The organism is Maritalea porphyrae (assembly GCF_027213965.1).
GTDB classification, from domain to species: Bacteria; Pseudomonadota; Alphaproteobacteria; order Rhizobiales; family Devosiaceae; genus Maritalea; species Maritalea porphyrae_A.
The window spans coordinates 548,813-572,885 of the sequence record NZ_JAPWGX010000002.1; the positions used below are offsets into that span (position 1 = coordinate 548,813).

At 50.7% G+C, this 24,073-nt stretch carries 24 protein-coding genes; 7 read left to right on the forward strand and 17 right to left on the reverse strand.

Annotation, left to right across the window (positions count from 1 at the left end; genetic code table 11):
• Position 1 precedes the first annotated feature (1 nt).
• The 4 genes from dut to O4H47_RS07365 are packed head-to-tail and all read left to right on the forward strand — an operon-like array spanning position 2 to position 2,949.
• Positions 2 to 466, forward strand: coding sequence for a dUTP diphosphatase (gene dut, locus O4H47_RS07350; RefSeq protein WP_269393306.1), 465 nt, complete (start codon positions 2 to 4; stop codon positions 464 to 466).
• 22 nt (positions 467 to 488) lie between these two features.
• Positions 489 to 1,217: a DUF2259 domain-containing protein gene (locus tag O4H47_RS07355; RefSeq protein ID WP_269393307.1), complete on the forward strand. Its 729-nt coding sequence runs from the start codon at positions 489 to 491 to the stop codon at positions 1,215 to 1,217.
• A 4-nt stretch (positions 1,218 to 1,221) separates the two neighbouring features.
• Positions 1,222 to 1,953 (forward strand): HesA/MoeB/ThiF family protein, encoded by a 732-nt coding sequence (locus tag O4H47_RS07360; RefSeq protein WP_269393308.1) that lies wholly within the window; start codon positions 1,222 to 1,224, stop codon positions 1,951 to 1,953.
• A 36-nt stretch (positions 1,954 to 1,989) separates the two neighbouring features.
• Positions 1,990 to 2,949 (forward strand): Gfo/Idh/MocA family protein, encoded by a 960-nt coding sequence (locus O4H47_RS07365; RefSeq protein WP_269393309.1) that lies wholly within the window; start codon positions 1,990 to 1,992, stop codon positions 2,947 to 2,949.
• Between the two features lie 102 nt (positions 2,950 to 3,051).
• Here the strand turns inward: O4H47_RS07365 and O4H47_RS07370 are convergent, their stop codons facing one another.
• The 4 genes from O4H47_RS07370 to fabA all read right to left on the reverse strand — a co-directional run bounded on the left by O4H47_RS07370 (position 3,052) and on the right by fabA (position 7,233).
• Positions 3,052 to 4,371: a hypothetical protein gene (locus O4H47_RS07370; RefSeq protein WP_269393310.1), complete on the reverse strand. Its 1,320-nt coding sequence runs from the start codon at positions 4,369 to 4,371 to the stop codon at positions 3,052 to 3,054.
• Between the two features lie 60 nt (positions 4,372 to 4,431).
• Positions 4,432 to 5,169, reverse strand: coding sequence for a metallophosphoesterase family protein (locus O4H47_RS07375; protein ID WP_269393311.1), 738 nt, complete (start codon positions 5,167 to 5,169; stop codon positions 4,432 to 4,434).
• Positions 5,170 to 5,454: 285 nt separating this feature from the next.
• The gene (fabB, locus tag O4H47_RS07380; RefSeq protein ID WP_269393312.1) at positions 5,455 to 6,681 is read right to left on the reverse strand and encodes a beta-ketoacyl-ACP synthase I; all 1,227 of its coding nucleotides are present in this window, start codon (positions 6,679 to 6,681) and stop codon (positions 5,455 to 5,457) included.
• Positions 6,682 to 6,720: 39 nt separating this feature from the next.
• Entirely contained in the window at positions 6,721 to 7,233 is a 513-nt protein-coding gene (gene fabA / locus O4H47_RS07385) for a bifunctional 3-hydroxydecanoyl-ACP dehydratase/trans-2-decenoyl-ACP isomerase (protein ID WP_269393313.1), read from the reverse strand.
• Between the two features lie 329 nt (positions 7,234 to 7,562).
• Here fabA and irrA point away from each other — a divergent pair, with 329 nt between their 5' ends.
• Positions 7,563 to 8,009 (forward strand): iron response transcriptional regulator IrrA, encoded by a 447-nt coding sequence (irrA, locus tag O4H47_RS07390; RefSeq protein WP_367274460.1) that lies wholly within the window; start codon positions 7,563 to 7,565, stop codon positions 8,007 to 8,009.
• 11 nt (positions 8,010 to 8,020) lie between these two features.
• On the opposite strand, the gene O4H47_RS07395 is transcribed toward irrA, so the two are convergent.
• A complete protein-coding gene (locus tag O4H47_RS07395) occupies positions 8,021 to 8,605 on the reverse strand; it encodes an SH3 domain-containing protein (protein ID WP_269393314.1) in 585 nt (194 codons plus the stop codon).
• 121 nt (positions 8,606 to 8,726) lie between these two features.
• Between O4H47_RS07395 and O4H47_RS07400 the strand changes: the two genes are divergently transcribed.
• The gene (locus O4H47_RS07400) at positions 8,727 to 9,728 is read left to right on the forward strand and encodes a 2-hydroxyacid dehydrogenase (protein ID WP_269393315.1); all 1,002 of its coding nucleotides are present in this window, start codon (positions 8,727 to 8,729) and stop codon (positions 9,726 to 9,728) included.
• Between the two features lie 320 nt (positions 9,729 to 10,048).
• Here the strand turns inward: O4H47_RS07400 and pnp are convergent, their stop codons facing one another.
• The 9 genes from pnp to rimP form a co-directional block, all read right to left on the reverse strand.
• Positions 10,049 to 12,178, reverse strand: coding sequence for a polyribonucleotide nucleotidyltransferase (pnp, locus tag O4H47_RS07405; protein WP_269393316.1), 2,130 nt, complete (start codon positions 12,176 to 12,178; stop codon positions 10,049 to 10,051).
• A 227-nt stretch (positions 12,179 to 12,405) separates the two neighbouring features.
• The gene (gene rpsO / locus O4H47_RS07410; RefSeq protein WP_269393317.1) at positions 12,406 to 12,675 is read right to left on the reverse strand and encodes a 30S ribosomal protein S15; all 270 of its coding nucleotides are present in this window, start codon (positions 12,673 to 12,675) and stop codon (positions 12,406 to 12,408) included.
• A gap of 165 nt (positions 12,676 to 12,840) precedes the next feature.
• The gene (gene truB, locus O4H47_RS07415; RefSeq protein WP_269393318.1) at positions 12,841 to 13,749 is read right to left on the reverse strand and encodes a tRNA pseudouridine(55) synthase TruB; all 909 of its coding nucleotides are present in this window, start codon (positions 13,747 to 13,749) and stop codon (positions 12,841 to 12,843) included.
• Between the two features lie 18 nt (positions 13,750 to 13,767).
• Positions 13,768 to 14,178, reverse strand: a complete 411-nt coding sequence (gene rbfA, locus O4H47_RS07420) for a 30S ribosome-binding factor RbfA (RefSeq protein WP_269393319.1) — start codon at positions 14,176 to 14,178, stop codon at positions 13,768 to 13,770.
• A 12-nt stretch (positions 14,179 to 14,190) separates the two neighbouring features.
• Positions 14,191 to 14,829 (reverse strand): LysE family translocator, encoded by a 639-nt coding sequence (locus O4H47_RS07425; protein ID WP_269393320.1) that lies wholly within the window; start codon positions 14,827 to 14,829, stop codon positions 14,191 to 14,193.
• Between the two features lie 100 nt (positions 14,830 to 14,929).
• Positions 14,930 to 17,569, reverse strand: a complete 2,640-nt coding sequence (gene infB, locus O4H47_RS07430; RefSeq protein ID WP_269393321.1) for a translation initiation factor IF-2 — start codon at positions 17,567 to 17,569, stop codon at positions 14,930 to 14,932.
• An 11-nt stretch (positions 17,570 to 17,580) separates the two neighbouring features.
• The gene (locus O4H47_RS07435; RefSeq protein ID WP_269393322.1) at positions 17,581 to 18,186 is read right to left on the reverse strand and encodes an RNA-binding protein; all 606 of its coding nucleotides are present in this window, start codon (positions 18,184 to 18,186) and stop codon (positions 17,581 to 17,583) included.
• Positions 18,187 to 18,216: 30 nt separating this feature from the next.
• Positions 18,217 to 19,893 (reverse strand): transcription termination factor NusA, encoded by a 1,677-nt coding sequence (gene nusA / locus O4H47_RS07440; RefSeq protein ID WP_269393323.1) that lies wholly within the window; start codon positions 19,891 to 19,893, stop codon positions 18,217 to 18,219.
• A 36-nt stretch (positions 19,894 to 19,929) separates the two neighbouring features.
• Complete coding sequence (rimP, locus tag O4H47_RS07445) at positions 19,930 to 20,559, reverse strand: ribosome maturation factor RimP (RefSeq protein WP_269393324.1); 630 nt, start codon at positions 20,557 to 20,559, stop codon at positions 19,930 to 19,932.
• Positions 20,560 to 20,770: 211 nt separating this feature from the next.
• Here rimP and O4H47_RS07450 point away from each other — a divergent pair, with 211 nt between their 5' ends.
• Entirely contained in the window at positions 20,771 to 21,640 is an 870-nt protein-coding gene (locus tag O4H47_RS07450; RefSeq protein ID WP_269393325.1) for a DUF6544 family protein, read from the forward strand.
• A gap of 3 nt (positions 21,641 to 21,643) precedes the next feature.
• On the opposite strand, the gene trmB is transcribed toward O4H47_RS07450, so the two are convergent.
• The 3 genes from trmB to O4H47_RS07465 form a co-directional block, all read right to left on the reverse strand.
• Positions 21,644 to 22,372 (reverse strand): tRNA (guanine(46)-N(7))-methyltransferase TrmB, encoded by a 729-nt coding sequence (gene trmB / locus O4H47_RS07455; RefSeq protein WP_269393326.1) that lies wholly within the window; start codon positions 22,370 to 22,372, stop codon positions 21,644 to 21,646.
• A 3-nt stretch (positions 22,373 to 22,375) separates the two neighbouring features.
• A complete protein-coding gene (gene metK, locus O4H47_RS07460) occupies positions 22,376 to 23,545 on the reverse strand; it encodes a methionine adenosyltransferase (RefSeq protein WP_269393327.1) in 1,170 nt (389 codons plus the stop codon).
• Positions 23,546 to 23,667: 122 nt separating this feature from the next.
• The gene (locus O4H47_RS07465; protein ID WP_269393328.1) at positions 23,668 to 24,072 is read right to left on the reverse strand and encodes a helix-turn-helix domain-containing protein; all 405 of its coding nucleotides are present in this window, start codon (positions 24,070 to 24,072) and stop codon (positions 23,668 to 23,670) included.
• Position 24,073: the final 1 nt, after the last annotated feature.

A 24,073-nucleotide genomic window follows, 5' to 3' on the forward strand; every position in this document is an offset into this window, starting at 1 on the left:
TATGAGCGCATTAGAAGTAAAATATAAGGTTCTTCCCCATGGCGCCGGATTGAAGGCCCCCTTTCAGGCAACCGCTGGGGCGGCTGGACTTGATTTGTGCGCCGCCGTGCCAACCGATGAGCCAATGGTTATTGAAGCGGGTGATCATGGCATTGTGCCCTTGGGTTTTGCGCTTGGCTTGCCAGAAGGCTATGAAGCGCAAATTCGCCCCCGTTCCGGCCTTGCTGCAAAATTTGCGGTCACGACACTTAATGCACCGGGCACCATTGATGCTGACTACCGGGGTGAAGTGATGGTCATTCTTATCAATCACGGCAAAAAGCCCTTCACCATCAACCGCGGCGATCGCATTGCGCAGATGGTGATTGCGCCGGTGCCTAAAATCACCATGATAGAAACAGATTTGCTTGATACGACGGAACGTGGTGCGGGCGGGCATGGTTCTACGGGGGTTGCAACCTCTTAGAACATTTTGAGGGAGCTAACTTATGTTTAAGACCATTCTTACAGCAATTATGCTGGCGCTATTTGGGACCACAGCAATATTTGCCGCCGAGCGGGCTGAATTTGATTTGATCGGCTATTCGACCGACGGTAAATATTTCGCCTTTGAGGAATATGGCATCCAAGATGGATCGGGCTTTGCCTATTCCAATATCTTTGTGATCGATTTACAAAATGATGATTGGGTTGGTGGATCGCCGTTTCGGGTACAAGCCGCTGACGAAACCACACAATTGGCCGAAATTCGCAGCCAAGCCATGCGCGCCGCTATGGGGCCAATCGGCAATTTTGACATTTCCCGGCCAGCGCGCTTGATCGCGCTCAATGGAGATGGGGAACCCGAGGCCAATGAGCTGACGTTGGACTTTAGCGTGCCGGGTTATTCTGACCCCTCCTCATTTTTTGCCAGCTATGAGTTGAGTTTTGACATTTATACCGCCCCATCTGGCGAGAACTGCATGGACTATTTTGGAGATAAGGCAAAAGGGTTTCGTCTCAAGCTATTTGATGGCACCAGCACCAAAATCTTGCACGAAGACGTGCGGGTGCCCACCTCGCGCGGATGCCCGGTGACATATCGCGCCAGCGCGGTGGCAATTCCGCTTGAAGATGCACATATTTTACATGGTGTGGCCTTGGTTTCGGTTTGGACTTATGGCTTTGAAGGCTGGGATCGGCGTTATATGGCCGTGCCTTTGACAACCGGAGAATAATTGCGTGCTCACAGCCGACGAAATAAGGCGCTACCAGCGCCATATAGTTTTGAAGAATGTCGGCGGACCGGGCCAGCAAAAACTTAAAGCCGCAAAAGTGCTGATAATTGGCGCGGGCGGTTTAGGCAGCCCGGTCATCGCCTATTTGGCAGCAGCTGGGGTCGGCACAATTGGGGTGGTGGACGACGACATCGTTTCCCTTTCCAATTTGCAGCGCCAAATGGTTCATCGCACCCAAGATGAGGGTGTGACGAAGGTTGATTCTGCAAAGAGATTTGCTAACGCGTTGAATCCAAATGTGAATTTCATTGCGATCAACCAGAGATTGAATGAGAACAATGGCGCACACATCATCGCGCCTTACGATTTTGTGGTTGATGGCTCCGACAATTTTGACACGCGCGCGTTAGTGGCTGAGTTTTGCGCGGAGGCAAAAATTCCACTGGTGGCGGGTGCGGTATCTTTGTTCGATGGCAATTTGACCGTGTTCGCCCCGTTTAAAGACCACAACCCGCGCTTTAGCGATCTCTATCCGCAACGCCCAACGCCCGATCAACTGCCCTCGTGTGAAGAAGCGGGAATTTTGGGGCCGATTACGGCGGTGATTGGTGGATTGCAAGCCATGGAAGTCGTGAAACTAATTACGGGCGTTGGCGAGCCACTTGTTGGGCGCTTGTTAACCTATGATGGGCGAGACGCGCGGTTCCGCGAGATGAGATATCGACGCGCCCCATAAGGGGTGCTAGCCTTTCGCTCAAAAAGGGGAAGGCAGATGGACGAAAAAACATCAGTTGGCGTGATCGGCCTTGGCATTATGGGCCGAAGAATGCTTGAAGCCCTTTCAAGCCACGACAAGTTTTACGCAAGTCACATCTGGGACCCGAGCGCTGTTTCTGTGGCCAAAGCGACGCCCTTGGCACCTGAGGCGAGAGTTTGCGATAGCCCTGAGGCGGTGATTGAAGGCGCGAAGGCGATATATCTTGCCTGCCCGCCAGACCCGCGCCGGCTTTATGCCATGATCGCTGCGGATTGCGGCAAACCGCTTTTTTTGGAAAAGCCCTTGGGCATCAATATGGCCGCCAGCCGTTCGATGGTGCATCACTTGGAGAAGACACGGGTGCCAGCGGCGGTCAACTTCGTGCAGGCGACCGGAGAGCCTTTGGCCGCGATTAAGACCGCGCTGCAATCGGGCGAGATGGGTGATCTCGTTGGCATCGACATTGAAGTTTCTTATGCGCAATGGCCCCGACTTTGGCAAAAAGATGCCGCATGGCTCAAACTCAGATCCGAAGGGGGCATGACCCGCGAAGTGATCTCTCATTTCATGTTTTTTGCCGAGCGGCTTTTGGGCACCACTCATTTGAATTGGACAAGTCCCATTTTTCCAGATGAGACATTGTGCGAAACCAACCTTTCGGCCCGTCTTTTCAACCCCGACGGTTTGCCGCTGAATGTCTTTGCCAATGTGGGCGGCGCGCAGCCAGACAAGCAACGGGTGTTCGTAAAGGGCACAAAGAAGAGCTTTAAGGTTGAGCAGTTCAGCGAACTTTGGGTCAGTGAGGGCGATAGGTTTAGCCAGGTGGTATTTCCGTCTGACAATGCCCGCATTGATGGGTTGCATGTGCAATTAGATCATTTTGACAAATGCATACGCGGCGAACCTCATCTGCTGGCGACCATCCAAGAAGCGCTGAGTGTGCAGGAGAAGATTGAGGGGATGTTGGCGGGATAGTTTCTCGCTGCGGAAAATCAGTCAAAAATACGAATGCTCATCAACCAAGTCAGCAGAGTCGCAAATTGTCTTAACCCAACACCTCTCTGTGTTAGAGTTAACCTAACTGGCGGAGGTTGTTTCCTCAATCATTTTCTTCCGGTTCCATTCCGCTCTTGCGATAGATAGCCTTCTCGCATTATCGGTAGCAGCTGCATATTCTTCTTTCGAAGAATCTAGCTTATATCCCTGAAGCTGAATTCGTTCTACACTCCCTGCGTCATGTAGATAGCCGTTGACGACTGCACCTTCAGGCGTCGTAGAAAAATTGTAAACACAAATTCCGCGCCTATCGGAAGCGTGGTCCCTATACTCTAAGAACATCTTCTGTTCGGTGTATGATACTTTATCAGACTTGTGAGAAATCGTTTCTGTCGAGCTTTCTAACTGACGCCCGTAGGAGCAGTTCCAGTTTACGATACCATCTAATTCTACTCCGTGTTCACGAAATGACACATGGAATACAGATTCGGATACCACATCGCCCGCTTGGTTTGTTCCCTCACAAAACCACCACCCTTGGCGATCTGATATTTCAGAACCTGCTCTTAAGCTTCCATCTTTATAGTTTAGCTCCACATCTTCCTGCAAACGATATAGTGATAGAAGGCTGAAATAGCTCTCAAATAATTCGATTATGTTTGGGTCGTTTGACCTGAATAAACGACGATTTCGAAAGTTGTCTGAATGCAACCATCCAAAGACAACCTCGCGGTCATTTCCATATGAGTCAAAATCGAAGATTGTGAAATTCAGAACAGGTATATTGTGGCGGATTACGCGCGCGAAGTGGCGCGCGCTAGTTTCTTTTCCGTTCAGTAGTATTTTTATATTTTCGTATCTCTTACCGAAAAACTCATTATATGCAACAATGTCCGTCCAGACCTTCGCTTTTGATGACTTTTCGTCGGACGTTAAAAAACTGATATAACTATCTAAACTTGCCTCATCCAAGGCGTTTGGATTACCGCTCGCAGTTTTGTAACCTACAAAAGTATTTCGCACCTCAGTTGCATGCTTTACACGTTGTTCGATATGATTGTAAAACGCATTGTCGCTTGTAAAGCACTGCAAAGTGGACGAGCTTTGAATCGCAGCCATTATTTGGTCATGGCTTTCAATCACGCGATCCTGAGAAGATTTGTGAAAAAATGATGTGGTTATTTGATCTATAAACAATGCGCCAAGTAGCGAAATCATAATAACGCCAAGCTCAAGCGTTGTTTTTTCAATTTGCAAAGCCTGCGCCAGGCCATCTTTGTTAAATATAAACGCTATTAGACTGATCAGAACCAACAACAGCGAGATTGACCTCGTAGCCAGCTCTGCCTTGTGGGATCGATCTGATTGAACAATTAGACTACTCGACGGTGGACGTGGCATGATATTACCCTAAAAAAGCCAAAGTATATGGTGCATCACACCAGTAATAAAGATCAAATTTCACACCTTGGGTGGTTCGAAAACCTTTCGTGCTGTGCCATGTAACAACCAGCTTTTTCCACCTTCAAACACCGCCGTTGAAAGCGGGTTGCCGTAGCCAGCGCCTGAATCCAAATTGATCCGGTTGCCATAATGGGTGGGTGCATCGATGGTTGTGTGGCCGTGCACCACGAGCAATGGGTGGGGGGCGGTATGATCCAAGAAGCCTTCTCTTATCCATACAAGATCGTCGGGATGTTGATTTTCCAGATCAACACCTGGTCGAATGCCTGCATGAACAAACAGCACATCGCCGTGAATATGGGTGAGCGGCAGGTTGGTCAAGAAATCCAGATGTGTTTGTGGTACGGCCTTTTTTGCATCTTCGTGAATTTGAAATAGCCGGCTTTCACTGTGTACTTGCACGCCATAAGACGCCATGGTTTCAATGCCGCCGATATTTTTGTGGAACCAATCATATCCCGGTTTTAGGCGATAGTCGGTGCGGGGATAGTCTTCCAAAAACATGGTGAACATGCGGTCGTGATTGCCCAACAGGCAAGTCCAGTTTTTGCCCGACTGTACGCCATTCATCAAAAGCTCAACAACGGCTTTGGAGTTTTCACCTCGATCTACATAGTCACCCAGAAAGACAATTTTTGCGTCCTTGCCGCCATCCCGCTCGATTTTTTCAAGCGTTGTGTGCAGCATTTCGAGTTGGCCGTGAATATCGCCAATGGCATAAATTGGATCAGCCATTTTTACTCCTTTTGGAAGAGATTCAACAACAAAAAGGGGCCAAGAGGCCCCTTTAGATTTTTCAATGCCGCCTTCGGCGCTTCCCCGGCACCCCCGAGTTTGCTTGCCGCCGTCGCGCCTTCGGCGCTTCCCCGGCACCCCCGAGTTTGCTTGCCGCCGTCGCGCCTTCGGCGCTTCCCCGGCACCCCCGAAGTTTTTTTCGCCGCCGTCGCGCCTTCGGCGCTTCCCCGGCACCCCCGCCAATTGGTACCAGAAATGGGTTTCTAGTTTGGGGAACCCGAGAAACTAAGCGTCTTTGTGTTTGAACACCAAAGTTGCGTTGGTGCCACCAAAGCCAAACGAGTTGGACATGACGCAGCCAATGGATTGATTATCGCGACGTTCTTGCAAGATTGGCATGTCTGCAAACTCTGGGTCGAGTTCGAAGATATTGGCTGATTTACACAAGAAGCCTTCGTTCATCATCATGACCGAATAAATCGATTCTTGCACACCAACCGCGCCCAATGAGTGACCGGTTAAAGATTTGGTTGCTGAAAGTGGTGGGCACTTATCTTCATTGCCAAACACTTTGCGAATCGCTTCGATTTCTTTGATGTCGCCAACCGGAGTTGAGGTGGCATGTGGGTTGATATAGTCGATCGGCAGATCAACCGTTTCAAGCGCCATGCGCATGCAACGCTCGGCACCTTCACCCGAAGGCGCGACCATGTCGTAGCCATCAGAAGTTGCGCCATAGCCAACAATTTCAGCCAGAATGTTCGCGCCGCGTGCTTTGGCGTGCTCATATTCTTCCAAGACCATAACGCCTGCGCCACCAGCGATGATGAAGCCGTCGCGGTTTTTGTCGTAGGCGCGAGAGGCAAGCTCTGGGGTGTCATTGTACTTGGATGTCATCGCGCCAAGCGCATCGAACATATTGGACATTGACCATTCAAGATCTTCAGAACCGCCAGCAAAAACGATGTCTTGCTTGCCCATTTGGATTTGCTCGTAAGCATTACCAATGCAGTGCTTTGATGTCGCGCAGGCAGATGTGATCGTATAGTTCACGCCTTTGATCTTAAACGCGGTGGCCAAGGTGGCCGACGCGGTTGAAGACATGGCCTTTGGCACGGCTAGCGGGCCAATGCGTTTTGGGCTGAGGTTTTTGCGGGTCAAATCCGCTGCATTGATCAGCGTTTCAGTGGATGGACCACCTGACCCCATCACGATGCCGGTGCGCGGGTTTGAAATATTGTCTTCTTCTAGACCCGCTTGCTCAATCGCTTCTTGCATGGCGATATAGTTCCACGCCGCGCCACGCGCCATAAAGCGGGTTGTGCGTCGGTCAAGAATAGCAAATGGGTCCAAGGTCGGCTCACCGTGCACTTGGCTACGAAAGCCATATTCCACGTGCTTTTCAGCCCGTGTTATGCCCGGTTTTGCGTCGTGCAGGCTTTGCAACACTTCTTGCTTGTTATTGCCGATTGAGGAAACGATCCCCATGCCTGTGATGACAACTCTTTTCATATAACCCTCTTCATGCGCATTAAAGCAGCCAGATCGATGCTACTTGTTTTCTAGGCCGATCAAGCCCACACGCAAATTTTCCGCCTTGTAAATAATTTCGCCGTCAGCTTTGACCCAACCGGTTGCAACACCAAATGGCAAAGGTGACTTCATGTGTTTTTTGATGTCCACATGATATGTTAGCAGCTTTTTGTCGTTTGTGGCTTGGCCAACAAATTTAATTGACCCGCCCAATGCGCGGCCACGGCCCGGTGATCCGGCCCATGACAGATAAAAGCCGATCATTTGCCACAAAGCATCAAGGCCCAAGCAACCTGGCATCACAGGGTCACCGATAAAGTGACACTTATAAAACCAAAGATCCGGATTGAGGTCCAGTTCAGCGGTTACGCTGCCTTTGCCAAATTCACCTTCATCCGCATTAATGTTGGTGATGCGGTCGAACATAAGCATTGGGGGGGCTGGCAATTTTGCATCGCCTTGACCGGGCAATTCGCCCTTGCCGTGCAAGATCAATTCTTCGTAGCTAAACTGGTTGGCACGTTCTGTCATAAGCCAAACTTCCTTCATTTATTTTGGTTGCTGCGGCCAAATTTGAATTTAATCGTGGCTCGGCCCAGACATGCTTTTGGCCGTGCATAACATTTTTGTTCACATTCGCAAAGCAAATGCGCCCTAGTTTCGCCCATTTTTGTGATTCTGAGCCACTTCAGAAAAACGTGCCGGAATTCAATAAAACCACAAGCAATTGGACGTACAATTCAACAATAGTTGAACGAAACAGTTCACACGTTCACCACGTGACAAATGGTCAGTTGTTTGATGTGCTGAAATTGACTATAATTCGCAACTAGAGATCAAATAGACGCGAAAAAGAACTGATGACTGCACACATTGGCAATCAAAGATATACACATGGCTCACGCGGACCATGTTTGACCGCTGTTTTGCGGATGGCGGGTTTGCGCCCAACACGGCAACGTTTGGCTCTGGCGGATTTGCTTTATGGTGGTGGACACCGGCACGTCAGCGCGGAGGCCTTGCATGCAGAAGCAGGTTCGGACGGGGTCACCGTGTCTTTGGCCACCGTTTACAACACCTTGCGCCAATTCAAAGATGCAGGCCTATTGCGCGAAGTCACAGTTGATGCGGCCCGCACCTATTTTGATACCAACACTTCGGATCACCATCACTTCTTTATTGAGGATGAAGACCGGGTGGTCGATATCCCGACCAATGACATTGAAATCAGTGGTTTGCCTGAGGCGCCCAAAGGCATGAAGATCACCCATGTGGATGTGGTGGTACGGGTAAAAAGCGCAGGCTAAATTGCCAGCGGCTATTTCACCTTTTCATCTTTATAAACGCCCCACAAAGCGACCTGATTGATCCAGCCGGAGAAATTGTCGCTTTTGTCCGTTGATGCGTCAGGCTTATAGCGCCCGCTGATTTTGCACCAATTGTCCGCGCAATTGTCTACGCTCACCAAAACTTTTGGCTGCAAAATGGCGCGGCGGGGTGCGGTGGCATCAGCGCGGGCATAAATTGGGGTGCCCGAAACAGCTGCATCAAGCCAGGGGGTCACCAATGCTGTGCGACGGCCCGACAATAGGGTTTTATGGATCCAACCTTCAGCACCCTCCGAATCACGCACCTTGCGCCAAGCATCAAATTCTTGAACAATTTCGATGGGGAGGCCGTTCTGCACAAAAATCCAAGCCACTTCATATTTTTGCCCGGGGCCCACACGCACATTGATCTTGGACGAGCCAAGCGAAGCAAAACGGGGTAAAGGCAAACCCGATGCGCCAACCGATTGCGCCAAAACCACCGGCTGACCCGCCAACAGCGCGGTGCTAAGCGCTAAGAACAAGACAATGATATGCCGAGCAAGGGATTGGCGTGTGGTTTTGATTTTTGACATTCGGGGAGAAGCTCTTTTCAGTGGCAAAGAATTCACATAACAATTAGCCAAATACACCTTAAGGTATAGCTAAGACTGTGCAGCTAATGCTGAACCGGATTATAGCCAATATGAGGTTTGAATGACAGGATCAACTGCCAAAATTTTTGTGACCCGACGGTTGCCCGCGCTGATTGAAGAGCGCATGGCGGCTTTGTTTGATACGCACTTTATTGGCGAAGATCGCCCCCAAACCAGTGAAGAACTAATCGCACAATCTCAGGATTGCGATATTTTGGTTTCCACCATCACCGATCAACTCAATGCCGAGGTGATTGGGGCGCTGGGCAAAAATGTGCGCATGATCGCCCAATTTGGCAATGGGGTGGACAATGTGGATGTGAACGCCGCATCCGCGCGTGGCATCACCGTGACCAACACCCCCAGCGTTCTAACAGACGACACAGCAGATATGGCCATGGCGTTGATATTGGCGGTGCCTAGACGCTTGATCGAAGGCTCACAAACCTTATTGAAAGACGGCACGTGGCCGGGCTGGTCGCCCAATTGGATGTTGGGGCGTCGCCTCGCTGGTAAACGGCTCGGCATAGTAGGGCTTGGCCGCATTGGCATGGCAGTTGCCCGGCGCGCCCGCGCCTTTGGGTTGGAGATCCACTATTTTGGCCGATCCCGCAAACCTGGGGTGGTGGAAGAAGAGTTGGATGCACACTATTGGGACAATCTTGATGAAATGCTTAGCGCCGTAGACATTGTCACGCTGCACACACCTTCAACTGAAAAAACCCGCAATATCATCAATAAAGAACGGTTGGCGCTGATGAAAGACGACGCCTATTTGGTCAATCTTGCGCGGCCGAATTTGATCGACGAAAAGGCATTAATCGAAGCGGTGCAATTGGGCGAGATATCTGGTGCGGCGCTTGATGTGTTTGAACATCATAAAGTGATCAACCCCGCCCTTTTAGACCTCGCCCGGCAAGACAAAATTGTTTTGACGGCCCATATGGGGTCGGCGACCCTTGAGGGGCGTATTGAGATGGGTGAAACCGTTATTGTTAATATGCGCGCGTTCTTAGATGGCCATCAGCCGCCGCATCGGGTGTTGCCGGATCGGCTTGGTTAGGGGCTCTTTTCGCGCCGCCGTTGGTCGCTGCGCTCAGCTTCTTTTGGCGCTCACGCCGCGCAGGTTGGCCCGGCACCCCCGGCTCTTTTTTCGCGCCGCCGTTGGTCGCTGCGCTCCCGACCCCGGCACCCCCGGCTCTTTTTTCGCGCCGCCGTTGGTCGCTGCGCTCCCGACCCCGGCACCCCCGCCGGTTGTAGGTATCCATGTAAAAACCGTTGCAAGTGGGACTTGATCCGGGATCAACCAAAAGGGAAGAAAACAAAAAGCCCGGCACAGATTTCTCAGGCCGGGCTTCTTTATTCAACAAAGGTTAGAACAGATTATTCTGCGTCTTCGCCTTCTTTGATTTCTTCACCAGTTTCCTGGTTTACAACTTTCATGGACAAACGCACTTTGCCGCGGTCATCAAAGCCCATAAGTTTCACGTAAACTTTTTCGCCTTCTTTGATCACGTCAGTTGTTTTTTCAACGCGCTTATCGGCAAGTTGTGAAATGTGCACTAGGCCATCACGTGGACCGAAGAAGTTCACAAATGCGCCAAAATCAACGCATTTAACAACGGTACCTTGGTAAATTTCGCCAACTTCTGGCTCATCTGTGATCGACTTAATCCATTTAACCGCTGCGTCGATGGCTTTGCCATCGCTTGAAGCGATTTTGATGGTGCCATCGTCTTCGATGTTCACTTTAGCGCCGGTTTTTTCAACGATCTCACGGATCACTTTACCGCCGGTGCCGATCACTTCACGGATTTTGTCGGTTGGGATCTTCATGGTTTCGATGCGTGGTGCAAACTCACCAACTTCATCACGTGCGCCATCAAGAGCTTTAGACATTTCACCCAAGATGTGATGACGACCTTCTTTGGCTTGTGCCAAAGCGGTTTTCATAATGTCTTCGGTGATGCCAGCGATTTTGATGTCCATTTGCAACGATGTGATACCATCAGAAGTACCCGCCACTTTAAAGTCCATATCGCCAAGGTGATCTTCGTCACCCAAGATGTCTGAAAGCACAGCGAAACGATCGCCTTCCATGATCAAGCCCATGGCAATACCAGAGACCGGACGAGGCATTGGAACACCCGCATCCATAAGCGCCAAAGATGCACCACAAACAGACGCCATTGAAGACGAACCGTTGGATTCTGTGATCTCAGAAACAATACGAATAGTATAGGGGAATTCTTCAACACTTGGACGCACTGGGTTAATCGCGCGCCATGCCAATTTGCCGTGGCCAGTTTCGCGACGGCTTGTGCCGCCCATGCGACCCGCTTCACCTACTGAGTATGGAGGGAAGTTATAGTGCAGCATGAAGTTGTTTTTGAACGTGCCATCAAGGCTGTCAACGAACTGCTCGTCGTCGCCTGTACCTAGCGTTGCAACAACCAAGGCCTGTGTTTCACCACGGGTAAACACGGCGGAACCGTGCGTACGTGGCAAAATGCCAGCTTCAGCAACGATAGGGCGTACTGTTGAAAGGTCACGACCATCAATACGCTTGCCTGTGTCCAAAACGCTCAGGCGAACAACTTGGGCTTGAAGTGATTTAAACACCGCGCCAATTGTTTCGTCTTTATAAGCTGGGGCTTCACCTTCAGCCGGCGCATAATGTGCTTTGACTTTGGCTTTGGCCGCATCAAGTGCAACGTAACGCTCTTGCTTTTCTGTGATTTGGTAAGCGGCACGAATGTCGTCTTCAACCAATTTAAGCATGTCTGCTTCTAGCGCTGAATTGTCTTCTGCTTCGAATTCACGTGGCTCTTTAGCCGCCAATTCTGCAAGCTTGATGATGGCGTCGATCACTTTTTGTGATTGCTCGTGGCCATACATAACCGCGCCAAGCATCTGATCTTCGCTCAATTCGCTGGCTTCTGATTCAACCATCAAAACAGCGTCTTGCGTGCCAGCCATAACCAGATCCAATTTTGAATCTGTTTCTTGCTCTGGTGCAAAGTTTAGAACGTACTCGCCATCGATATAACCAACGCGTGCCGCACCAATTGGGCCCATGAATGGAATGCCCGAAATGGTAAGTGCTGCTGAAGCGGCGACCAAGCCAAGGACGTCTGGACGGTTCTCAAGGTCATACTGAAGTACGGTTACAACGATTTGTGTTTCGTGCTTATAGCCTGCTGGGAACAAGGGGCGGATTGGACGGTCGATCAAGCGACAGATCAATGTTTCCGCTTCTGTAGGACGGCCTTCACGTTTGAAGTAGCCACCCGGGATTTTGCCCGCGGCGTAGAATTTTTCTTGGTAGTTTACCGTCATCGGGAAGAAGTCGACGCCCGGTTTTGCAGATTTGGCTGAAACAACAGTTGCCAAAACAACGGTTTCGCCAAGGGTTGCTAGAACAGCACCGTCTGCCTGACGTGCCATTTTGCCTGTTTCAAGGGTCAGCGGTTGGCCGCCCCAGTTTAGTTCCACCTTATGGTGATCAAACATATTTTTTATCCTAAAATGCCTTGGCGGATGTGTCCCTCATGGCCACATTTTCGAAATCGACAAGGCGTCGTTCATTTGTGTGCTGAACGGAGAAGAGAGCTGGATGGCAAGGCGCTTTTGAAGATACGTTCATATCAAAAGCGACCGACGATCCCGCCCGCTTGGCCGTTCGGCCAGATTGTAAAAAGGCGCGGCGGCCACAGACCACCGCGCCAATTTGGTTGTGCCTAGCGGCGCAAGCCTAGACGCTCGATGAGCGACTTGTAACGTGCTTCGTCTTTATTGCGGGTATAATCCAGCAAACGACGACGCAAGCTAACCATTTTCAAAAGACCACGACGTGAGTGGTTGTCTTTCTTATGGTCTTTAAAGTGTTCGGTGAGGTTTGAAATACGCTCTGAAAGGATCGCAACCTGAACTTCTGGTGAACCTGTGTCACCTTCTTTGGTTGCATATTCTTTGATAAGCTCTTCTTTGCGCTCAGCAGTAATCGACATCGTAAATTCCCTTCTTACAAACTAAAGGAGTAAAAGCCGCCATGCGCCAAGATGTCGTCCAGCGCTGGCCCGAATTGGCCGCCCATCGGTTAGACCATAAGGGCGGTTGCGCTGGCTTATACAGCAAAATAGGACATATGAAAAGAGGTAGGTTTGTGCAGCACTTCAGCCCGCAACAATCACACGGGAGGGCTTGAATTGGCCTTTTTCAACATATCCCATCGCAACCATTGCCCCTTTGTGGGTGGCATATGCCTCATCCAAGGCGATAGGCGCGTTGCGGCCAATCAAAAGCGCTGGATTTCCCATGCGCACCAGTTGGGCTTGGCGTTCGTCCAGCACCACTTCTGGCAAATGGCTCACGGCTTCATTGAGCGGGCGCAATTGCTGATCACGCTCGGCCAATTCCAATGCTTCAATTTGTTCAATCGTTACCGCATCTTGATCCGTGAATGGGCCAACCGCCGCCCTGTGCAAACGCGACACATGGCCTTTTGAACCCAGTTGCTCGGCAATATCGCGCGCTAATGCACGAACATAGGTGCCCTTTTGGCAAGTAACGCGAAAAGTTGAAATCTGATCACTATGCGCCAGCAGTTCAAAGGCTTCAATTTCAACTTCACGGGACGGCATGTCCACTTTTTCGCCTGCGCGTGCCAAATCATAGGCACGTTCGCCATTGATCTTGATCGCAGAGAAGGCGGGCGGCACTTGGGTGATGACTCCGGTAAAGGCGGGCAAAATGGCTTCTAGTTCTGACTGACTCGGACGCACCTCAGATGTTGCGGTCACTTCGCCCTCAAGATCGTCGGTGGTGGTGGTTGAGCCCCACTTAAGGTCAAACTCATATATTTTGACCCCATCTTGCACAAATGGCACCGTTTTGGTGGCTTCGCCCAAAGCGACGGGTAAAATACCGGTTGCCAGCGGATCAAGAGTGCCAGCGTGGCCGCCCTTTTTGGCGCTATAAAGCCATTTGATTTTCCCCACCGCCTGGGTGGAGGTCACATCATAGGGCTTATTGAGAATAAGCCAGCCGGAAACGGCGCGTTTTTGGCGTTTAATTTGAGTCATTGATTTGCTTTTGATCGCTTAAATGTCTTCAGGATCGTTCTGATCATCACGGGGCTGCAGATCTTGCGCCACATGGTCTGAACGCAAGAGTTTCTCAATCCGGCCCGCTTCATCAAACGTTTCATCCGCAAAGAAACGAAACTCGGGCGCGTGTTTTAGATTGAGATTTGCAACGACCTGTCCGCGAATGAACTTTTGGTTGCGGTTGAGTGCTTCAACCACTACGTCCACTTTTTGCCCCCCTAAAGGCATAATATAGACCTTGGCAATTTTGAGATCAGGCGCCATACGCACCTCGGGCACCGTGATGAATGCACCATCCAAATCCGGGTCCAATATTTCATCGCGCGACAAAAATGCCGACAGGGCATGACGTACCACTTCGCCTACGCGCAATTGTCTTTGTGAAGGAAGTTTTCCGCCGCTCATGTTTTTTGCCTTTTAGTGGCTTGCCGCTGATTTGTTGATCGTGGCCAAAAGGGCCGCGCCCACCAAAAGCGTTGTGCCAGATATTTTGTTGATCCAATGTGCCGCGCCGCGTTTGGCCAAACTAGAGCCCGCGCGCTGAGCGATGAATGCATAAGCCACTACGGTGGAATAATCAAGTATGACAAAACTTGTCGCCATCAAGATAAACTGGGGCAACAAGGGCTGGCTGGGGTCGATGAATTGGGGGAAGAATGCGGCGAAAAATGCTATGGCCTTTGGGCTGGTGATGGCCACCACAAAGCCTTGGCGCATGTGCCACCAATTCGATTTGCGTGGCAAATGCTTGACCGCACCCGTTTGAAAGGTTGTTTTGGACCGAATGGTTTTGATGCCCAACCAGACCAAATAGAGAATGCCAATGATTTTAAGGGCCGAAAACGCGGTTGCCGATGTGGCCAAGATCAACCCAAGACCCGTTGCGGCAAGCGCCATTTGAATGACATTGGCGCACACGTCGCCAAGCGCTGTGAATAACACACGACGCCATCCGTATCCTAACGAGTGCGACACGCCCAGAAGGACCGAGGGACCCGGCGTAAGGACCAAAATGATAACAGCAAGGATGAAAGCAAAATAAAGGGTTGGGTCCATTGGATTGGCTTTACTTGATGGTGACGTTTTAAGAACTTACGCCCAAAACAAACATGGCGCCAGAAGGCGCCATGAGAAAAATTTGAAATGCGGTCTAAGATTAGAGCGTGCGCTCGATCTCTTCGACGCGATAACATTCGATAACATCGCCTGCGCGCATGTCTTCGTATTTTTCGAACGCCATGCCGCATTCTTGACCAGAATGCACGTCTTTAACTTCGTCCTTGAAGCGTTTAAGCGTTGAAAGCTTGCCTTCATGGATCACCACATCGTCACGGATCAAACGGACGCCTGCGCCACGTTCCACCATGCCGTCAGTAACCTGACAACCTGCCACACGACCAACTTTGGTAATGTTGAACACTTCCAAAATTTTCGCATTGCCCAGGAATGTTTCGCGTACCTCTGGGGCCAATAGACCAGACATGGCCGCTTTCACATCGTCCACGAGATCGTAGATAATGTTGTAATAGCGGATTTCGACGCCTTCGCGCGCCGCTGCTTCACGGGCTTGCTTGTTTGCGCGGGTGTTGAAACCAAACACAACAGCGTTTGAAGCAGCTGCCAAGGTCACATCACTCTCAGTGATACCACCTACGCCACCGATCAAGACCTGAGCCGACACTTCGTCAGTGCCCAGTTTTTCCAATGCGCCGATAATGGCTTCAACAGAACCTTGTACGTCGCCTTTGATCACCAATGGGATCTTGGCCAAGTCTTCAGTTTTGAGCTGGTTCATCATCTGCTCGAGCGATGTTACACCACCACCAGCAGATTTTTCACGTTTTGCGCGTTGACGATATTCGGTAATCTCACGCGCTCTTGCTTCATGTTCCACAACACCAATCAAGTCGCCCGCTTCTGGCACGCCAGCAAATCCAAGCACTTCAACCGGAATTGAAGGACCGGCTGTTTTCACTTGCTCGCCCTTATCGTTGATCAAGGCACGAACTTTAGCCCACTGTGAACCCGCAACCACAATATCGCCAACGGCCAATTCGCCGTTTTGAACCAAAACAGTTGCTACCGCACCGCGACCTTTGTCGAGTTTGGCTTCAATCACAATACCTTGAGCTCGGCCTTTTGGATTGGCTTTGAGTTCCAAGATTTCCGACTGCAAGACGATCGCATCAAGGATGCCTTCAAGGTTCTGCTTTTTCATCGCAGACACTTCAACGTCCAAAATATCGCCGCCCATGGTTTCAACAAACACTTCATGTTGAAGCAATTCGTTGCGCACACGGCTTGGATCAGCTTCATGCTTATCCATTTTGTTGATCGCAACGATAATCGGCACACCGGCCGCTTTAGCGTGTTTGATCGATTCAATGGTTTGCGGCATCACGCCATCGTCTGCTGCTACCACCAAAATCGCAATATCGGTGGCTTGAGCCCCCCGTGCGCGCATGGCAGTAAAAGCTTCGTGGCCTGGTGTGTCCAAGAAGGTGATATTGTGGCCATCACGCTCAACTTGGTAAGCACCAATATGCTGGGTGATACCCCCGGCTTCACCAGAAACCACATTGGCTTCGCGGATCGCATCAAGCAATGATGTTTTGCCGTGGTCAACGTGACCCATGATCGTCACAACTGGTGCCCGTGGTGCCAAATCTTCTGGATTGCGAGCGGCTTCGTCGTCAAACACGCCCGTTTCAACATCAGCTTCGGCAACACGTTTGACGGTGTGGCCCAACTCTGTCGCAATCAACTCGGCTGTATCTGCGTCAAGCACATCGTTGATGGTGACCATTTGGTCTTGGCTCATCATGAACTTGATCACGTCAACCGCACGTTCTGCCATCCGAATTGACAATTCCTGTACGGTAATTGCCTCTGGAATGGTCACTTCACGTGAGATTTTTTCTTTAGGAGTCTGCGGGCCTTTGCCACGTTGTTTGGCACGACGACGCTTCATGGCTGCCAAAGAGTGACCGCGATCGCGTTCACTATCACCACGGGTCGCCGTTGTAACGGTTAGACGTGTTTGACGGCGATCATCGGTGGTCGCTTTTTTGCTTGGTTGAGGTTTTGCAGCCCGCTTGGCGCGCTCCAACTCATCTTCGCGCACCAACGGTTTTTTGCGCGCAAGCTGATCAGGATTTTTAGAAATCGCACGTTCAGTTGGCGGCGCTGGCGGCTCTGCAGCCACTGGATCAGCTTTTGGCGCTGGTTTTGTTTTGGCTTTAGCTGGTTTTGCAGTTTTTGCTTTTGCCGCTTCAGCTTCTTCGCGCTGACGTTCAAGACGTTCAGCTTCCAAACGCGCGGCTTCTGCAGCTTCTGCCCGCTCTGCGGCCTCGCGATCTGCTTTGCGTTGCGCAGCTTCGTCAATACGGCGCTGTTCTGCTTCAACTTGAGCGCGACGTTCTTCGTCTGCGCGTGCAGCAGCTGCCCGCAAAGCACGTTCGCGCTTTTCAGATTCTGAATTGGTTAGGCCAGTATTTGCTGGTTCTTGACGACGCCCACCCTGTCCAGGGCGATTGTTGCGGTTGCCATCTTGCCGGCGCGGTTGTTGGCGCTGACCTGTTGGACGACCAGCAGTGCCACCTTCACTTGCCTTTGGACGAGGCGCAGCACCTGAAGAAGGTGCTGTGAAAGTGCGGCTGCGTTTTTCAACCACGACGGTCCGAGAAGACCGACCGCCACCTGGACGCCCGCCACCTGCAGGTCCGCCCTTTAGCGAAAGGGTCTTTTTGTCCCCATCACCTGGTGTTGCATCTGATCTTTTATCGTTGTCACTCATATATTCGCCACTCATCCATTAGTTTTCGCCACATAGCGTACAAGCCTTTTGTACCGCTCAATGGCCGAATTTGCTGCCGCGCCGCCTACCAGCGCTGCATGTATCACATTTTTACCGCCAAATGCCAAACTCAATTGTTCGCCACCTAGTAGGTCGATATGCGGCAAGGTGTCTTCGAGTTCTAAAACCCGTACCAATTGCAACATTTTGCGTCGACCATCGTCGCTTGCATCGCTCGCTGTTATCAGCGCGCGTGCCTTATCTGATTCCAAGGCACTGCGAACTTTTGCAGAACCCATTACAAAGAACCCGCCTTTGCGGGCCAATTGCAAAGCACCGATCAGCTGGTTTTCCAAGTGCTTTTGGGTCAAACCCGCCAGATCGTCTGGCAATTTGACCGGCATCTTCAGACCCCGGGCAAATGCTTTTTTGCTCTGTGCATCCGCAACAGCTTGAGCTGTTGCGGTTACCCATACGCCTCGACCGCCTGCTTTTCCAGTCACATCTGGAAAAATTTGGTCATCAGGCCCAACAACGAACCGAATGAGCTCGGTTTTTGGCAAAATTGCCTTCGTCACGCAACATTCACGTGTCGCAATTTGCTTATTTGCTGCCATTGAGCCTTTGTTGCACCTTTAAGTTCTTGCTTATTCAGCGGGTGAAGTTGGATCTTGAGAAACGGCAACCGCCTCTGCTTCATCTTCAACAGCTTCTTCAGCAATTGTTTCGTTAGCACCATCTAGTGCTTCTTCTTCGCCTTCTTCATCGGACAAATCATCAAGCGTGACCCAACCCGCTTTCAGGCGAGCACTCATGATCATTTCTTCCGCTTCTTCACGGCTCACTGGGAATTCACTAAATGTGCCTTCAAAGCGTTTGACTTCACCGTCTTTTTTCTCGGTCCAGCCCACTAGATCGTCTGCGGCGCAACCAGCGAAATCTTCGATGTTCTTAATTTCTTCTTTGCCCAAAGCGACCAACATGGCCCCTGTAATGCCTGGGATCTCATAAAGCTCATCTTCAACGCCGAGTTTTTTGCGCTCTTCATCGCGCTCACGCTCAGCTTGCTCAAGATATTCAGCCGCACGGGCTTGAATTTCAGCAGCTGTCGTTTCGTCAAACCCTTCGATTGAAGCAATTTCAATTGGCTCAACATAGGCAACTTCTTCAAGGGAAGAGAAGCCTTCGGATGCGAGCAATTGGGCAACCATCTCGTCAACATTCATCGCGTTCATGAACAGTTCTGTGCGTTCAACGAATTCTTTTTGACGACGCTCGGATTCTTCTTGCTCGGTAAGGATATCAATATCCCAACCAATCAATTGCGATGCGAGGCGGACATTTTGGCCACGACGGCCAATGGCCAAAGACAATTGCTCGTCTGGCACAACAACCTCAATGCGCTCTGCTTGCTCATCAAGCACAACTTTGACCACCTCGGCGGGCTGCAAAGCTGATACCACAAGATCAGGCAAAGTTTCGGTCCAAGGAATAATGTCGATTTTTTCGCCTTGCAACTCGTTTACAACGGCTTGCACGCGCGAACCGCGCATACCCACACAAGCACCAACTGGATCGATCGAAGAATCATTAGACACCACAGCGATTTTCGCGCGGCTACCTGGATCACGAGCGATCGAGCGGATATTGATGACGCCGTCATAAATCTCTGGCACTTCTTGCATGAACAATTTGGCCATAAATTGTGGGTGCGTACGTGACAAGAAAATCTGTGGGCCACGTTGTTCTTGGCGCACATCATGAATGTATGCCCGAACCCGATCGCCATAGCGGAATGTTTCACGTGGGATCAATTCGTCGCGACGAATAATGGCTTCGCCCCGACCAAGATCGACAATCACATTGCCATATTCAACACGTTTAACTGTACCGTTGATGACTTCACCAAGGCGATCCTTGAACTCATCATACATGCGCTCGCGCTCAGCATCACGCACTTTTTGCACGATAACTTGTTTCGCAGATTGCGCAGCAATGCGACCAAATTCAATTGGGGGCAAAGGTTCGGTAATGAAATCGCTCAGCTTAGCGTCTGCGTTGCGCAGCTTCGCTTCTTCCAGCGAAATCTGGCGGCTATATTCTTCAACCTCTTCAACAACTTCGAGCAAGCGCCACATGCGCAATTCGCCGGTTGAGGGATTAATTTCAGCCCGAATTTCAGTTTCAGCGCCATAGCGTGAGCGGGCCGCTTTTTGAATAGCGTCCTGCATCGCTTCGATGACGATCATGCGATCAATTGACTTCTCGCGCGCTACAGCATCCGCGATTTGCAATAGTTCGAGCCTATTTGCACTGACAGCCATGTCTCATTCTCCTTGATAGGGAACTTGGGACGCCTTTTAAGCGTCCCCATCATTCTCGCCAGACTCTTGGGTCTGATCAATTTCAGTTTCAATTTCTGGGTCGCTCAATGGGTTCGCCAGCTCTTGGCGCGCGCGGGCTTCATCGAGCAACTTATCTGTCATCACCAATTTGGCGTCTGCCAAATTTTCGATTTCAATGCGGTACAGGTCTTCTTGACCTTCTGGAATATCGGGCAACCGCACCAAAACTTCAGATCCCTCAACACCTTCAATGGTGCCGCGATAGCGCCGGCGGCCATTGACCATATTTTGGATCTCAATCTTTGCTTCATGGCCGACCCATTGTTCAAAATCGGAGAGGCGCACAAGCGGGCGATCAATACCAGGAGAAGAAACCTCTAGGTGATATTCGCGGCTGATCGGATCTTCTACATCAAGAATTGGTGAAATCTCTTTTGAAAACTTCTCACAATCGGTGATGTTGAAGTCACCATGGGCATCTTCGGCCATGATCTGCAACGTGCAGCCATTGTCTTGGGTTAGGCGAACACGCACAAGGCGATATCCCATATCAAGAGCTACCGGCTCAAGGATCGCTGAAACGCGTTGTTCCTGGCCAGCTTCGCGGCAATATCGTTGCTCATTTAAGTCTAGTTCGACGTGCATTGGACCCATTTGGTATTAAAAAAGAGCGGGGCCTGCTGGCACCCACTCTCATATTCGATTTGAGATTTTGCACGTTATATACTGCCAATATCCACTATTTGCAAGCGGTTTGGGCTATTTGTGGCAGCTCTTTGTCGTCAGTTGACTTCCATCAACGATATTTGGTGCAAGGTATCGTCTTATGCTGCAGCAAAACTGGGGAAGCGCCGCCATGTTAAAGACAGTCATTTTGTCTATTCTTTTGTTTTTGAGCATTTCAGCAATGGCCTTTGGTATGTTTGCTCTGTGGCTCAACTTTAGCGATGAGAGAAACCTTGAAACGGTCAATTGGCGCATCTGGAATGAGATCGACCCAGCACGTGGCGCATATGACCCTTTGATGGTGGCGCATCTGCCTGCACCTGTGCAGCGCTACTTCAATTTTATGATTGCGCCCGATGCTCAACTTAGATCCATCAATCGGATTGAAATGGTGGGCGAATTTGGATTGGGGGACGCTAATGAGCATAGCTATTATCCTTTTACCGCTACGCAGTATAACGCGGCCCCAACTGGTTTCACCTGGGCGCTAAAGACTTATGACACACCCATGTCGATGAATGGCAGCGACATGGTGTGGGATGAGCAAAGCTGGACAAAATTTTGGTTGCTGGGTGTCCTCCCCGTTGCGCGCGCTGGTGGGGATGAGGACTATTTGCGCTCTGGCGTTGGGCGTATGGTGGTTGAAATGGCAGCCTGGTCGCCTGTTTCCCTATTGCCTCAATTTGGTGTTGAATGGGAAGAGCTTGGGGATGATGAAATCCGCGCGAAAGTGAACGCTTTGGGCTTTGACCAAATTGTCGATATCAAAATTGATACGCGTGGCGCACCCATCGAGTTCTTGATCCCCAGATGGAGCAACGCGAACCCCGAGCAAACTTTTAAACTGCAGCCGTTCGGGGGCATTGCCCATGCTTATGCAACTTATGATGGGATCACGATTGTGAGTGATGTTGAAGCGGGCAACCATTTTGGGACGCCCGACTATTTCGCGTTCTTCAAAGCCAAAGTTACAGCGCTTGATTTTCAGCCTGCTCGTTGAACCTTATCTGCGGATAAAGCTGAAATAAAACGAAATGTCTCGCCCCTCTTTGCGGGCTTTTTCTTCATAGCGGGTTGATTGCCAACCGGCCCAGGGTTGATGCCAAGAACTTGCTTCCGCTTGGGGCCAGCTAAATTCATCATGGCGCAACACTTGGCCAAGGGCCCAAGTTGCATAATCTTCAATGTCTGTTGCCACGCGAAATTCTGCACCCGGCTTTAAAATACGGGCCAAGGCGCTTAGGGTCACCGAATTGATAAAGCGGCGTTTGTGGTGACGTTTTTTGGGCCAAGGGTCGGGATAGAGCAAATAGGCACCATCAAACGAGGCTTGTGGCAACGCCTTCAAAAGATGCAAAGCATCGTCTGTGAAAAGCTTGACGTTTTTGAGCTGATCATCATCAATCGCCGCCAACATTTTGCCGATGCCGCCGATAAACGGTTCGCAACCTATATAGTTTGCGTCTCTATTCTCGCGCGCTTGCCGGGCAAGGTGTTCACCGCCGCCATAGCCGATTTCAATGAAATTGCGGGGCGCAGGCTGCTCAAACACTTGAGTAAGCGGCAAGGGCCCTTCACCCAATTCAAGCTTGACCTTGGGCAGCAATTGATCGGCCAGTTTTTGCTGGGTCGGATGGAGCTTATGGGCTGAACGGCGGCCAAAAAAGGCCTTTCGTTCAGCCTCTAGGCCATATTCTTTTTTGCGCAAATGCGAGGTAGAAGCGGGCGCCATAAATTAAGTCAATTCCGACCGGATTGCTTCGCCCAAATTGGTACGCTCCCAAGAAAAACCACCATCATTTGTGGGGTTACGTCCAAAATGACCGTAGGCCGCTGTGCGTTCATAAATTGGTTTGTTCAACTGCAAAGCTTCACGGATGCCACGGGGGGACAGGTCCATCACTTTGTTGAGCACTTGACCCAATTTGTCTTCGTTTACAGAACCGGTGCCGAATGTATCGACAAAGATCGACAAGGGTTTGGACACCCCAATTGCATAAGAAAGCTGGATCACGCATTTTTTGGCCAAGCCCGCCGCGACAACATTTTTCGCCAAATAGCGCGCAGCATAGGCCGCAGAGCGGTCAACTTTTGTGGGGTCTTTACCGGAAAAAGCGCCGCCACCGTGGGGGGCTGCACCGCCATATGTGTCCACAATGATTTTGCGGCCCGTAAGTCCCGCATCTCCATCAGGTCCACCAATGACAAAGGCACCAGTTGGGTTGACGTAAAAATCGTCTTCTTCGCACATCCAGCCATCTGGCAGCGCGTTAATAACGAAGGGGCGCACTATTTCACGCACTTCTTGTTGGCTGACGCCCTCCATGTGCTGGGTTGAAACAACAACAGAGGTGGTGCCAACTGGTTTGCCATCTTCATATTTCAATGTCACTTGGCTTTTGGCGTCTGGCGCCAATTGTGGCACTTCGCCGGCGTGGCGTGCGGTGGCCATGGTGCGCAAGATTTTATGGGCATATTGAATGGGCGCTGGCATTAGTTCTGGGGTTTCATCGGTCGCAAAACCAAACATGATGCCCTGATCGCCTGCCCCTTCATCTTTACTGGCAGAGGCATCAACACCTTGAGCGATCTCTGCTGATTGCTCATGTACATAAACATCAACATCGCAGGTTTCCCAATGGAAGCCTTCTTGTTCATAGCCAATATTTTTGATGCATTCGCGGGCAATAGCTTCCATGGCCGCTTTGTCAATTGAGTCTGGGCCGCGCACTTCGCCCGCCAACACAACTTTGTTGGTTGTGGCCAATGTTTCAACAGCAACGCGTGAATAAGGATCCGCAGTTAGAAATGCATCAAGCACAGCGTCCGAAATACGATCGCAGATTTTGTCTGGATGACCCTCTGACACAGATTCAGAAGTAAAAAGATATGACGAATTTGCCACAAGCAAAGCCTTTCATTCAGGGCTTGAACTACGCGGTTCGCGCAGAAGTTTGACCCTAGAGATATTCTTTGACCTGCATAATTGCAACATGGATATAAAGAATTCGTTATATCAAATGGAATTCACCTAGCTTTTTCGCGCAAATGGGGGGCAGCCATTTGATCCGCAATATCCAGCAGCGCGTTTTTGGCCACTGAGGTGGGGATGGCATCAAAGGCACTGAGCAACCTTTGCTCTTGCGATGAGAGGGAGGAAAAAGATGACTGCGCACTTTCGCCAAATCCCTGACCTGCCGATTCGGCATAGAAATCGCCAGGCGATCCGCCAAGCAGTTCCGCAATCATGGCCAAACGCGACGCTGGAATGCGGTTGGCGCCTGTTTCGTATTTTTGGACCTGTTGATAGGTAATCCCAAGCGCTTGGGCGAGTTTTTTCATCGACATGGCACAGGCTTTGCGTCTTAAGCGCACCTGTTGGCCAACATGTTGATCTACTTGGTCCGGCTGTCGTGGGCGGGGGATGGACACG